Source organism: Paenibacillus wynnii (assembly GCF_000757885.1).
Taxonomy (GTDB): domain Bacteria; phylum Bacillota; class Bacilli; order Paenibacillales; family Paenibacillaceae; genus Paenibacillus_AQ; species Paenibacillus_AQ wynnii.
Genome location: NZ_JQCR01000002.1, coordinates 1,236,345 through 1,249,251, shown reverse-complemented (window position 1 = coordinate 1,249,251; position 12,907 = coordinate 1,236,345). Strand labels below are relative to the sequence as shown.

At 43.2% G+C, this 12,907-nt stretch carries 11 protein-coding genes; 9 read left to right on the top strand and 2 right to left on the bottom strand.

The annotated features are described in order from the left end of the window. Positions 1 to 36 precede the first annotated feature (36 nt). The 8 genes from PWYN_RS08185 to PWYN_RS08150 all read left to right on the top strand — a co-directional run bounded on the left by PWYN_RS08185 (position 37) and on the right by PWYN_RS08150 (position 7,723). A complete protein-coding gene (locus PWYN_RS08185) occupies positions 37 to 1,578 on the top strand; it encodes a bifunctional GNAT family N-acetyltransferase/carbon-nitrogen hydrolase family protein (protein WP_036650271.1) in 1,542 nt (513 codons plus the stop codon). Between the two features lie 12 nt (positions 1,579 to 1,590). Then, complete coding sequence (locus PWYN_RS08180) at positions 1,591 to 2,448, top strand: carbon-nitrogen hydrolase family protein (RefSeq protein ID WP_036650270.1); 858 nt, start codon at positions 1,591 to 1,593, stop codon at positions 2,446 to 2,448. A 130-nt stretch (positions 2,449 to 2,578) separates the two neighbouring features. Further along, complete coding sequence (locus tag PWYN_RS08175; protein WP_036653543.1) at positions 2,579 to 3,232, top strand: M48 family metallopeptidase; 654 nt, start codon at positions 2,579 to 2,581, stop codon at positions 3,230 to 3,232. Between the two features lie 144 nt (positions 3,233 to 3,376). Then, the gene (locus PWYN_RS08170) at positions 3,377 to 4,438 is read left to right on the top strand and encodes an acyltransferase family protein (RefSeq protein WP_036650269.1); all 1,062 of its coding nucleotides are present in this window, start codon (positions 3,377 to 3,379) and stop codon (positions 4,436 to 4,438) included. Between the two features lie 135 nt (positions 4,439 to 4,573). Beyond that, positions 4,574 to 5,197 carry a TetR/AcrR family transcriptional regulator gene (locus PWYN_RS08165; RefSeq protein ID WP_036653541.1) on the top strand — a complete coding sequence of 208 codons (624 nt, stop codon included), beginning with the start codon at positions 4,574 to 4,576 and terminating at the stop codon, positions 5,195 to 5,197. Positions 5,198 to 5,218: 21 nt separating this feature from the next. Further along, the gene (locus tag PWYN_RS08160) at positions 5,219 to 6,106 is read left to right on the top strand and encodes an ABC transporter ATP-binding protein (RefSeq protein WP_036650267.1); all 888 of its coding nucleotides are present in this window, start codon (positions 5,219 to 5,221) and stop codon (positions 6,104 to 6,106) included. Positions 6,107 to 6,112: 6 nt separating this feature from the next. Beyond that, positions 6,113 to 6,910: an ABC transporter permease subunit gene (locus tag PWYN_RS08155; protein WP_036650265.1), complete on the top strand. Its 798-nt coding sequence runs from the start codon at positions 6,113 to 6,115 to the stop codon at positions 6,908 to 6,910. A 15-nt stretch (positions 6,911 to 6,925) separates the two neighbouring features. Further along, positions 6,926 to 7,723 carry an ABC transporter permease subunit gene (locus tag PWYN_RS08150; protein ID WP_036650262.1) on the top strand — a complete coding sequence of 266 codons (798 nt, stop codon included), beginning with the start codon at positions 6,926 to 6,928 and terminating at the stop codon, positions 7,721 to 7,723. A gap of 54 nt (positions 7,724 to 7,777) precedes the next feature. Here PWYN_RS08150 and PWYN_RS08145 read toward each other — a convergent pair whose 3' ends face one another. Both PWYN_RS08145 and PWYN_RS08140 read right to left on the bottom strand, forming a co-directional pair. Next, positions 7,778 to 8,290: a hypothetical protein gene (locus PWYN_RS08145; protein ID WP_036650259.1), complete on the bottom strand. Its 513-nt coding sequence runs from the start codon at positions 8,288 to 8,290 to the stop codon at positions 7,778 to 7,780. 169 nt (positions 8,291 to 8,459) lie between these two features. Beyond that, complete coding sequence (locus tag PWYN_RS08140) at positions 8,460 to 10,181, bottom strand: cellulase family glycosylhydrolase (RefSeq protein WP_036650256.1); 1,722 nt, start codon at positions 10,179 to 10,181, stop codon at positions 8,460 to 8,462. A gap of 425 nt (positions 10,182 to 10,606) precedes the next feature. Between PWYN_RS08140 and PWYN_RS08135 the strand changes: the two genes are divergently transcribed. After that, positions 10,607 to 12,895 (top strand): nitric-oxide reductase large subunit, encoded by a 2,289-nt coding sequence (locus PWYN_RS08135; RefSeq protein ID WP_036650253.1) that lies wholly within the window; start codon positions 10,607 to 10,609, stop codon positions 12,893 to 12,895. The last annotated feature ends 12 nt before the right edge of the window (positions 12,896 to 12,907 follow it).

The window sequence follows — 12,907 nt, the reverse complement described above, 5'->3', positions numbered from 1 at the left end:
CTTGAAGTGTACCTAACAGACGAATGGGGAGTTATTATGACGGATGAAGGGCATATTTCACCATTTGAAAAAAAGATTATTATACGAAAAATAGAACGCAAGGATTTTGATGATCTGGTCGAGCTTCAAAAGGTGTGCTTCCCCAATATGAAGCCGTGGAAGAAGACGCAGCTTGAGAGCCATATTCGGATTTTTCCCGAAGGGCAGTTGTGTGTGGAATACGATTCGCGGATCATTGGCTCTTGCTCAAGTCTGATCGTTAATTTCAACGACTATTTGGAGCAGCATACCTATGACGAAATCACGGACAAGGGCTATATCAAGAACCATAATCCGAACGGCGAAAATCTATATGGTATGGAAGTTATGGTTCACCCGGAATTCCGCCGTATGAAGATCGGGAGACGATTATACGAAGCCCGGAAGCGACTGGCAGAGGCGATGAATCTGAAGAGCATTATTGTCGGAGGACGTATACCGGTATACCATAAATACAGCGACAAGCTTACGCCCCGGGAATATGCCGAAGAGGTCTTGCAGAAGAACATATATGATCCGGTGCTTACCTTCCAGATGATGAACGGCTTTACGTTGAAACGGATTATTACGGATTATTTGCCGGATGATAAGGAATCTATGACCTATGCCACTCTGCTCGAGTGGAATAACATTGAGTATAAGCCGAAGAAATCCAGAATTCATAATAAAATGTCTTTTCCCGTGCGAATTTGTGTCGTGCAGTACATGATGAAAAAGATTGAATCCTTCGAAGAATTCGCCACACAGTGCGAGCATTATGTGGATGTTGCTTCTGATTATAAATCTGACTTCGCTGTGTTCCCGGAGAATATAACGATGCAGCTGCTTTCATTCCTCGAAGAACGGTCTCCCAGTCTGGCTGTACGTAAATTAGCCGAATTTACACCGAATTATATGGAGCTTTTCTCCGGATTGGCCGTTAAATATAACGTAAACGTTATTGGGGGCTCCCACTTTGTCGAGCGTAACAATCGAATCTACAATGTAGCCCATTTATTCCGCCGGGACGGGACGATTTCCGAGCAGACCAAACTTCACATTACCCCGAATGAACAAAAATGGTGGGGAATTAACGGCGGGAATGAGCTGGAAGTGTTCGATACCGATTGCGGCAAGGTCGCCATTCTCCTCAGTAATGATATTGAGTTTCCTGAGGTTTCGCGGATTGTGGCGGAAGAGGGGGCACAAATCATTTTTGTGCCGTATTGCGTCGAAGACCGGCAGACCTTCTTAAGGGTGAAGTACTGTGCTCAGGCAAGAGCGATTGAGAATCAGGTGTTTGTGGTGACCTCTGGAACCGTTGGAAACCTGACCCACGTTGACAACGTTGATATTCAGTACGCCCAATCGGGTATCTATACCCCGTCAGACTTCTCGTTCTCACGGGACGGAATTGCCGGGGAATGCAGTGAAAATACGGAAACCGCGATTATGGCGGAAGTGGATTTGGAAGTGCTGCAGCGTTACAAAAAAACCAAGGACGTGTTGACGATGCGTGACCGGAGAACGGACATCTATTCACTGCACATCCGTTCTTAGAGAGGACAGCTAATGACACAACTTACTATAGCCGTTATGCAGTACGGACTTACTCCGATTCAAACCGCCGAGCAATTTTGGACCGGGCTGCAGTCCAAAATCGATGAGGCCGTGAGAGGCAAGGCCGATCTGCTCGTCTTTCCCGAATACACAACCTCCCATCTGCTGTCCATTGTCCCGCCGATGAATTATGAAGAAGCCTGTAGTTATCTGGACAGCTTTACGGGAGCGTATCATGAGTTTTTTCAGGCAGCAAGTGCAAAAGGAAATATCGTAATATTGGGTGGGACTAATATTTGCAAGGGTGAGGGTGGGTTCGTGAACAAAGCGACACTCTTCTTCCCGGACGGCAGAATGGAGACACAGGACAAGGTTCATTTGACGCCGGAAGAGCGGATAGAATGGAAGCTTGTTCCCGGCAATGAACTTAATATTATAGAAACCAAGTGGGGTAATCTCGCCATCTTGACCTGCTACGATATTGAGTTTCCCGAGCTAGCCAGAATCGCTGCCGATAAAGGAGTGGAACTAATCCTATGCCCTTCCTATACGGAAGCAGAATACGGTTATCACCGGGTAAGGAACACCTGCCAGGCACGCGCCATTGAGAACCAGTTATTCGTTGCCCTCAGTGGAGTGGTCGGTGAGCTGACAGAGAAGCGTTCCCAAGTGGATAAGGGATATTGCCAAGCGGGGCTATTCGCGCCTTGCGACTTCCCTTTTCCTGCAGATGGGGTCATTCGGGCCGGTGAGGTCAATGAGGATATGCTTTTTCTAGCAACTGCCGATTTTACCTTGCTTCGCGAGAACCGCGCCCACGGTGCTGTGGCTCCTTTTTACGACCGCAGACCTGAGTTGTACAGAGGTTGACTATAGGAGCGAACAGAGCGGAGGGTCGGAGGGATTCTGGAGAAACGGCAGTGTTCGCCTTTAACAGCGATCGCAAGAACCCTCCGAACCCGTAGCGGCTTGTTTCAAATAATGAGAATCGATGGTGACAATGAAAATCGAATTTGAGAATCAAATCATAGAGTTCAACGTTCAATATGGAAAGCGAAAGAAATTATCCCTTCATATAGACTCGATAGGTCTGATAACGGTTAAAGCTCCGAAGGATACGAGTGAAGAGATCATTACAAGCGCAGTGAAACAGAATGGTAAATTGATAATGGAGAAATTACAATCCATTGACAAGTCCAGAGAAATTCCTAAGGCAAGAGAGTATCAAGAGGAGGGGAAGTTCCTTCATCTTGGAAAAGAATATTTCCTGCATGAATTAATACAGATCGGGGAGTTAGGCGAAGAGGAGCTAAAGAAAAACCTCAAAAAGTTCTATTTCGCCAGCTGTAAGAAGATTGTAGGACAGCGAATCCAAAGATATCAAACGGAGTTAAGAGTAAAGCCGAAATCAATCGAGATTGTAGAATCCAGAACCAAGTGGGGGAGCTGCAGCTCGGATAAAAAGCTTACCTTCAATTATCGTCTGGCCATGGCTCCCCTTGAGGTGATCGATTATGTCATTATTCATGAACTGTGTCATCTGCTTCATATGAATCATGACCGATCCTTTTGGAGGCGTGTTGGGAGTATTATGCCGGATTACAAAGAGAAGCAGGATTATCTGGCCAGGCAGGGTCAGGCAATGACCCTTTAAGTAAATAGAGGATGTCCCAAGAGCCAATGGCTTACGGGGCATCCTTTGTTTTTTATTCATTATTGCAAAACATACCACTGTATACTATTCTTTATAAAGAACGATAGTTTATTTAATAAGAACAGTCTGTGGAGGTTAAACCCAATGGAATTGTCCAAGAAGGATACATCGATTTTGAAAGGGATAGCTATTCTGTGCATGGTAATTCTTCACCTTTTTGCAACTAAGGATATCACGCTGTATTCACCCGACTACCTGATTAATGGTGTTCCGGCGACCTACTATCTGGGTATCATGGGGGATGCATGCCCAACCATTTATTTGTTTGTGACGGGATATGAATTCTACATTATGCTTAACAATTCCAGTGATTTAAGCTTTGGAAAGAACTTTAAAAGAGTTCTAAAGCTATATGTTAATGTATGGATTGTCTTGGCCATCTTCTTACCCATCGGCATAGCCACAGGGACTTTTTCTTTTGACATGGCCAGGCTGGGATTAAATATTATTGGGCTGGAAAATACTTATAACGGCGCATGGTGGTTCGTTCTTGTATATATCCTTTTTGTATTGCTGTCGCCTGTATTGGTGGAAATGGTCCGAAAATATCCTTCTGTGGGGTTAATATTGATTTCCGGTTTGGTTTACCTATTGTCACATATACAACGCTACAAGCCGATTATTCCAGCTTTATCTAATGTCTTGGCTTCTGACCTCATGGATCTAGCGGTTATGCTGGGGGTATCCCTGTTGTCTTATATCACCGGTGCAGTATTTGCTAAGGAGAAAATATTTACGAAATTACATCAAGTATGCAGCCGTATTAAATTCAAGAATACGCTACTTGTTGCCTTGGGGGTGGGCTTAGTTTTTTTTCATGCCGTGGTTGAATCCTCTGTTATTGCGCCTATAAGCGGGGTGGTTATCATATGCATTTACATACTTAAGGATAAGTCCCGAGTAGTGGATAAAGTCCTTGAATTCTTCAGTAGTCATTCCACAAATATCTGGTTAACACATATGTTTTTCTATGGAACTATATTTCGTGATCTGACGTTTGCGCCTAGGCATCCCTTGTTAGTATTTCTATGGTTAATTACAATGTGCATAATAACGTCCTATGTAATAAAACTAATAACAAAACCTATTTTCACGTTAATTGATAGAAAGCAGACGGTTATTAAGGCGCAGAAAGTAGCTGTCTAGACTCAAAAACCTCCCGCGATGGAGGTTTTTTTATGCTTTAAATCCCTTTATATATTAGATATTGACTACCCTGGTCAACAGGCCTACAATGAGATTGACCAAGGTAGTCAATCAATATATGGCGGGGTGAATTCTTTGTTTGCAAAGTTTCTAAATCTGAATCCGGAGAAGCAGGACCGAATATTAAATGCCGCCCTGAAAGAGTTCGCGCAAAAGGGCTACCAGAATGCATCCACTAACGAAATCGTCAAAGAAGCGGAGATCTCCAAAGGCTTATTGTTTCACTATTTTAAAAATAAGAAGGATTTATACCTGTTTCTGCATAATCATTTCCTCGACATTTTTATGGAGGAGATCCATAAGAAGATTAACTGGAGTGAGAAGGATATTTTCGAAAGATACCGGGATATTGCCCGACTGAAGTTCGAGGTATACCAAAAGTACCCGGAGATGTTCAATTTCATTAAGAATGTCTTTACGGAGGATGCCGCCGAAGTTAAAGTCGACATGGACCGCCGGAAGCAAGAGATCTTGAGTAAGGGCTATAAGGATCTGTTCGGAGATATTGACACCTCTAAATTTAAAGAGGGGATTGATGTTGAACGGGCCATTAATATTATTTTTTGGACCATGGAGGGATTCTCCAATCGGTATCATAACAAATTGGATGCCCTTCAACTGGAGCTAATCAACATAGACGAACTCATAGCAGAGATGGAGTTTTATAGTGAGGTCCTCAGACAAGGCTTTTATAAATAGGGATAATGGGAGGTTCAATCTATGAAGAATGTAATCGAAATCAATCATTTAACCAAAACCTACGGCAACGCAAGAGGGATTACAGACATCAGCTTTAATGTGGAAGAGGGTGAGATCTTCGGCTTCATCGGCCCAAACGGCGCGGGAAAGTCCACTACCATCAGAACGTTATTGTCATTGATTTACCCAACCAGCGGAAGCGCCAAGATCTTTGGCAAGGATTGTATTGAGTTTGCTCCTGAAATTAAGAAAGAGATCGGCTATTTACCTTCCGAGGTGTTCTATTACGACAATATGAGGGTGATGGAGCTTTTAAAGTATTCGGCCAGCTTCTATAAAAAAGATTGCACGAAAAGAATTAAGGAACTCGCAGAAATCATGGATTTGGATCTAACGAAGAAGATTGATGATTTATCGCTGGGAAATAAAAAGAAGGTGGGAATTGTTCAAGGTCTCCTTCATGAGCCCAAGCTGATTATCCTCGATGAACCTACCAGTGGATTAGACCCGCTTATGCAGCAAAGATTTTTTGAACTGCTTGAAGCCGAGCATAAAAAAGGGGCAACAGTACTCTTTTCATCGCATATTCTCACGGAGGTTCAACGCTTATGTGACCGGGTGGCGATCATTAAAGAAGGGGAGATCGTTGCAGTCGAGAAGATTAGCACCTTGCAGGAAAACAACTATAAGAAATTCAAAATTCATACGAAAGCTGCTTTGGATGACAATTATTTTAACTTGGCGGGTGTGAGCAATTTAGTGGTGAACAAGGATACGGTTAGCTTCCTGTTTAGAGGCAATCTCAATTCGGTGATGAAAAAGATTTCAGACGTCGAAATCGCAAACGTGTGGATTGATGAGCCGGATCTTGAGGAGATCTTTATGCACTATTATGTAAAGGAGGCCTAGAACGTTATGAATATATTTCTGCACGAATTGAAGGCCTACCGGAAATCTACAATAATATGGCTGGTCTCTTTGACGGCCATTATGGTCATGTTCATGTCGATGTTTCCTTCTTTCTCTAAAGATGCTGAACAAATGACCACACTGCTACAAGGATACCCGGAGGCCCTCCGAAAAGCTCTATCCCTTGATTTAGAGAACTTCTTCACGATTTTGGGGTTTTATAGCTATGCTTTAACCTTTATTGTTCTTACCGGAGCCATTCAGGCGATGAATATCGGGGTTTCCATTGTGTCTAAAGAGGTACGTGAAAAAACAGCAGACTTCTTATTGACGAAGCCGGTTACGCGTACTGCGATTTTAACCGCTAAGCTGTTGGCAGCATTCGTATCATTGCTCATCACCAATATCGTGTATGGTGCAGCAGCTCTGATGATGGCGAATCAGGTCAAGGCAGAAGATTTTAATATACAGGCGTTTCTATTGCTTAGTCTTACGTTATTTATCGTTCAGCTTATTTTCCTGGCCGTAGGCATCGTAATCTCAGTAATGGCCCGGAAGATCAAGTCTGTGTTGACGGTTTCGCTTGCCACGGTTTTCTCCTTCTATTTCATTGGGACGCTTGGGGGGATCACTGACGAACAAACCATCCGCTACTTCACGCCTTTTAAATATGTGGATACAGCTTATATTCTTAAGAATTCAGGTTATGAGGTCTCGTATTTGATTGTGGGGGCTGTTCTTATTGCGATTGCGATGGGTGCCAGTTATTACGTGTATTCCAAAAAGGATATCCATTCGGTGTAAAGGAGGGGTTCGTTCGTGAATATATATTGGAAAGAGATGAAAACGTACCGAAAATCTCTAATCTTTTGGAGTATAGGTATATTGTTAATGGTTGTCTCTGGGATGAGTAAATATGCGGGTTTGTCGTCATCTGGACAATCCATGAATGATTTGATGGCAGATATGCCTAAAGCCTTGAAAGCTATAATGGGCATTGGAGACTTGGATTTAAATACGGCTAGCGGATACTATGGGCTGCTATATCTTTATCTGTTGTTAATGGCTACGATTCATGCGGTTATGCTGGGAGCCAATATCATTTCTAAGGAAGAGAGAGATAAAACCTCGGAGTTTTTATTTGTAAAGCCGGTCTCCAGAAATAGCATCATAACCTCCAAGCTACTTGCGGCACTTACGAATATTGTTATTTTTAATCTGGTGACGCTCATTTCGTCCATCCTCATAGTCGGGCAGTACAGTGACGGGGAAGCGATTAGCGGGGATATTGCCATTACAATGCTCGGACTGTTCATCGCCCAGCTTGTATTCATGAGTATCGGGACTGCCATTGCCGCGGTTAAAAGAAAGTCGAAAACAGCGGGATCGTTAGCAACGGGTATTCTTCTACTTACGTTTATCCTATCGGTGGCCATTGATTTAAATGAGCAGCTTGAAGGTCTGAAATATATTACGCCGTTCAAATACTTTGAACCTAAGAATGTGATGTACGGCGGAGGGCTGGATCCTGTATTCGTTGTGTTGTCGGTAGGGATGATAGTTGCGCTTTTCTATGTAACCTATGCGTTCTTCAAAAAAAGAGATTTGAATGTGTAAATAAAAAATAAGGGTGCTTGTCCCGGTGTGAGGGAAATGCACCCTTTGGTTTTTTTAATGTTGCCCCATATCCATCTTCTTAAAGATATCTCCGCCCGGAGTCATATTCATACTTGAACTGCTTGCTGAAAAAAACAGGATGATAAAGAGAATCGATGCTACTGCAACTACCCCTGAATACATCAACATTTGTTCCTTTTTAGGCAGCTTGAGATTATTTTTGAGTATAAAACTAATAAATGAGATCACGATACCCATCGGGATTAGATAGGCCACATAGATTGGACTTTCTTTAAAATGGGATATGCCACCGCTGATCATTCCTATACCTAATGCCAGAGTTAGAGATAAGGCGATAAGCTTAACGCTTTCAGCTGCAGTCATCTTGTGCTGATTAATAACAATTTCATTAAATATGGATCCTGCCAGGAACAAACTTAAACCAATAATAAGAATAATGGAATATCTTACGGCGTTAAAAGGCATCAGTACAATTCCGCTGGATGTCATCCCAATTCCTAGGAAGTAAATTACATACACCAAGTATTTGTAAATCATGTTTTTCATATGTGCTATTAGCTCCTTTAGGTCATTTATAAATATATTTTATAAGTTAATTGTGTGGAATGAATGTGTTTTTTGCGTTTATCCAAAAAAAAGCGTTCTTTCAAGGTGAGGACCTCAAAAGAACGCTTTTTATGCTGCTAAATTATAAAAAAGATTATTACAAAGATTTTTACAAAGCTTTACCAACGATACTCGTTCCACTCTTAGTAATGGTATACGTTACAATCTTACCGCTCCAGAAATGGAACTTCAGTATGACCTCACCGTCGTTAACCTCGCTCCAGAAGTTAGGAAGCAGTTTGATTTCATTCGTAGCATAGGAAGGCTCAAAGGTGTACCCAAATTCCTTAAAGGCCGTCCAGTTTTGTGGACCTGCATTCCCACCTGCTGCATAAACAGCCACCATGGTGGCGAGCTGATCTCCATTAAAGGCCGTTGGAACCGCGAAGGAAGCGGTTGTGCCTGTTGTGTTACTCATCACGGGTGGTTCTGATACGATGACTTTGAAGTTCCAGTCCGTACCTTTATTGAAATCGGCCGTTAATACGGCATTCACGCCTAGTTGACCTGATGCAGTAAGTTGGTTAAGCAGACTCGCCTTGAGGGTCAGAACCTCACCATTCAATTCATAGTCTTTGCCCTTATGAAGAGTCTTTCCGTCTTTTATGCGAAGGACGGTCAGCTTATTGCCATTCAAATTCAGCTTAACAGCAGTATCCTGAATCTGGGCACCCTTGGTCAGGTAGACGAGGTCGGATTCAGCATTTGCGGATCTGCCCTTAAGGCTTGCCATTATAACGTTGTACAACTCAGGGTCGGACCACTTGTAGGTTAGACGGTTGAAATGCTGGCCGTTATCCCACAGCATAGAGGTAATGTCCTTCGATTCAAGATATTGAGATAAGAACTCGAAAAATTTCAGCTTTTCTCCTTGTTCAATAACCCCGGTATTTCTATCGAATCCGAGCAAGCCGTATTCACCCACGATCACTGGAATTCCTCTAGCGACAAAAGTATTGTAGACCTTATCGAACGTTTGAATGATATCGTTTTTGGTGTCTTTTTCAAACGTGGTGTAGCCGGCAATATTTACACTAAAAGGCCAGAAGCCGTAATAATGAACGGTGGCAATCAGATTCGGATCATTCAGCATGGTTATGGTTTTGTAAAGCTCATCTAATCTTGCTTGTTCAGGAGATGTATATAACGTTGGGAGGACTAGCGGCCGAACCGCATTTAATCGACCCGATTTCCTAACGATTTCATGAAAAGAAACATTAAGCTCACCCAGCATCTGGGTCATCTTGGATTCATCAACGGTTCCGCCTTCACTGAAGCGAGGCTCGTTAATGCTCTCGAACATTAGCTTGTCGGGGTAATTCTTGAAGCGGTCGGCAATCTGGGTCCAGGCTGATTTATAACGTGCGAATACGGCGTCGTGATTCTTCTCCATGGTGCTTACCCACAACCAGGAGTCATGGTGGAGATTGATCATTACATAAAGATTAGAATCGAGCGCCCAGCCGACAACTTCCTCTACACGGTTAAGGTAGGCAGGGTCAATAGTATAGTCAGGGGCAGGGCCGATGTGCTGATCCCACGTAATTGGAATTCGAATACTTTTGTAGCCCTGTTTGGCAATTTGCCCGATCAACTCTTTGGTTACCCGTGGATTTCCCCAGGCAGTTTCATCCGCGCCTACAGCGTCCAGAGTATTCCCGAGATTCCAGCCTGGTTGCATGTCGTCCACATAGGATTGAAGTTTGCTTTTAGGGGTGCTGTTGGCTTTTTGATCGTCTCCTGGAGCGGCTGAAGCCACGGTTGAGAACAGAGAGAGAAGAAGGGTGGTAACTACAGTAAGTATAAAAGATTTGGTTGTACGCTTAGTCATTGTATTCTCCTTTTTGGGTAGTTTTGAATACTAAAACCTTGCGAATGCTGAGCCGTTCCACAGCGGTAAAATTCAGTACGAATTGTGTACGGCTTACTTACTTTGCGTGTTCACCTCCTGCATCATTTAAGTTGAAAGCGCTTTCCATATATAGGCTAACATAGGTTTGCAATGATAAATACCACAGGAATTTAAGGTAAAATCAGGTATAAATTAGTGATTTGAATTAAAATGTGATATTAAAAGTTTGGAGTTTCTTACTAGAGGGTAATAGGGTATATGGTGATTTTTGTAGTACGGATTCTAAATTTGTCTTGATAGGCGTCACTTTGGATGGGTGTTGAATTTTCGAAAAATTCCTCTTACCAAACATAGTGGCGTCTTTTTTTGTCGAGAACTAGAAATCGGAGGGGGAAGGTGAACACATGCAATACAAAAAGCTGTGGGCTTGGTTAGCGGTTGTCTTTATCGGTTCTTTCGCGGTACTTCTTTATTTTGGGGGGCGGATCTACCAGGAAAAGCCGCCCATACCGAATCAAATCGTTACAGATGCCGGAGAGGTGATTTATACCAAGAATGACATCCAGGAAGGGCAGAATATCTGGAAACGTATGGGGGGGCAAGAGGTCGGGAGTGTATGGGGGCATGGCGCTTATGTTGCACCTGACTGGACGGCGGATGGTCTTCATCGTGAACTGGTATTTATCTTGGATAAATGGGCTATGGAGAAGTATGGCACTGTGTATGACAAAATATCTGAAGAACAGCAGCTAGTGCTTAAATTTCAATTAAAGAAAGAAATCCGTACAAACACATACGATAAGGCAAAGGATGAAATTGTAGTTTCAGCTACCAGGGCGGAAGCGATGAATAACGTTAGTGACCATTATAACAAAGTTTTTGGAGATGACCCCAGTCTAGCGACTTATCGAGAACAAATCGCTCTGCCAGCGAATTCTATAGAAAGTCTGGAAGATCGCCGCAAAATTGCAGCTTTTTTCTTTTGGGCAACTTGGTCAACATCAACGAATAGAGAAGGAATGGATATCACCTATACGAACAATTGGCCGGGAGAAGAGTTAATCGATAACGAACCCTCTCATTCACTGCTTATTTGGTCGATCTTAAGTGTGATTCTGCTTCTTGCGGCTGTTGGTGGAATGGTCTGGTATTATGCCGCGCTGCGTGGTAAAGAAAATCATGAGGATGAGGGGGTTGCCCCCGAGAAGGATCCCTTATTAAATATTAAGTCCACTCCATCTATGAGAGCTACACTTAAATATTTCTGGGTAGTTGCTGCGCTCATTGTTGTCCAAGTCGGCTTAGGCATCATTACAGCACATTATGCGGTAGAAGGAGGTTCCTTTTATGGAATTCCGATAGCAGAGTGGTTCCCCTACGCGGTTACCCGGACGTGGCATCAACAGCTGGGGATTTTCTGGATTGCTACGGCTTGGCTTGCTACTGGTCTTTATATCGGTCCAGCCATTTCAGGCTATGAACCCAAATATCAACGTTTTGGTGTAAATTTCTTGTTCGTTTGTTTATTGATTATTGTTGTTGGTTCCATGGCTGGTGAATGGTTAGCTGTAAAAGGGTACATCGGCAACTTATCGCATAACTTCTATTTTGGGCATCAGGGGTATGAATATATAGATTTAGGTAGAGTATGGCAGATCTTCTTAGCCGTCGGATTATTCCTCTGGTTCATTCTTATAGCGAGAGCCATTTGGCCTGCTATCCAGAAAAAAAGTGAAGACAGACACATGCTAGGTTTATTCCTAATTGCTTCCGTAGCCATACCCATCTTTTATATGCCGGGATTAATGTGGGGACAGAACACGCACATGAGTATTGTGAGTTATTGGCAATGGTGGGTCGTTCATCTTTGGGTGGAAGGATTCTTTGAAGTATTCGCGGCGGTTGTCATTTCCTTTTTATTCTCGAGAATGGGTCTTATACGTACCTCAACCGCTACCTCAACCGTTTTATTCTCGACTGTTATTTATTTAGCGGGAGGTATTATTGGCACATTTCATCACCTTTACTTTGCCGGTACACCAGAGGGCGTCCTTGCATTTGGGGCTGTATTCAGTGCATTGGAAGTTGTGCCGCTATTATTGATCGGCATGGAGGCTTATGAGAACTTGAAGCTGGGACGCGCCAGAGTATGGGTTGCACGTTACAAGTGGCCCATATACTTTTTCGTTTCTGTATCCTTTTGGAATCTGTTAGGTGCGGGCATTTTCGGATTTCTAATCAACCCGCCTATTGCTCTTTACTATATGCAAGGACTGAACTTAACCGCATTACATGCGCATATGGCACTTTTCGGAGTGTACGGTATGTTGGGTATAGGATTGCTGCTGTTCTGTCTGCGAGGTTTAACCGGGACAAAACCTTGGAAAACAAAGCTGCTTAGCTTTTCCTTCTGGGCTTTAAATATTGGTTTGTTAACCATGGGCTTGCTAAGCCTGCTGCCTGTTGGATTACTGCAGACTTTAGCAAGCATGGAACATGGCATGTGGTATGCTCGTTCGACGGAGTTCCTTCATCTGGGCTATATGCAGAAGCTCATCTGGATGCGTGTGATTGGGGATACGATTTTCTCAGTGGGCGTTGGCGGTTTAGTCTGGTTCATCATTGGGCTGAAGACAGGGAAATCATATGTTACGGATACCCATTCAGACACCGTTCATAAGAACAGACAATAGAGTTCGAAAAAT

Bases quoted from the DNA above. Each gene is read 5' to 3' on its own strand.
- PWYN_RS08160 (WP_036650267.1), top strand. From the start codon at position 5,219: ATGAAGAATGTAATCGAAATCAATCATTTAACCAAAACCTACGGCAAC.
- PWYN_RS08180 (WP_036650270.1), top strand. From the start codon at position 1,591: ATGACACAACTTACTATAGCCGTTATGCAGTACGGACTTACTCCGATT.
- PWYN_RS08140 (WP_036650256.1), bottom strand. From the start codon at position 10,181: ATGACTAAGCGTACAACCAAATCTTTTATACTTACTGTAGTTACCACC.
- PWYN_RS08175 (WP_036653543.1), top strand. From the start codon at position 2,579: ATGAAAATCGAATTTGAGAATCAAATCATAGAGTTCAACGTTCAATAT.
- PWYN_RS08135 (WP_036650253.1), top strand. From the start codon at position 10,607: ATGCAATACAAAAAGCTGTGGGCTTGGTTAGCGGTTGTCTTTATCGGT.
- PWYN_RS08170 (WP_036650269.1), top strand. From the start codon at position 3,377: ATGGAATTGTCCAAGAAGGATACATCGATTTTGAAAGGGATAGCTATT.
- PWYN_RS08155 (WP_036650265.1), top strand. From the start codon at position 6,113: ATGAATATATTTCTGCACGAATTGAAGGCCTACCGGAAATCTACAATA.
- PWYN_RS08185 (WP_036650271.1), top strand. From the start codon at position 37: ATGACGGATGAAGGGCATATTTCACCATTTGAAAAAAAGATTATTATA.
- PWYN_RS08145 (WP_036650259.1), bottom strand. From the start codon at position 8,290: ATGAAAAACATGATTTACAAATACTTGGTGTATGTAATTTACTTCCTA.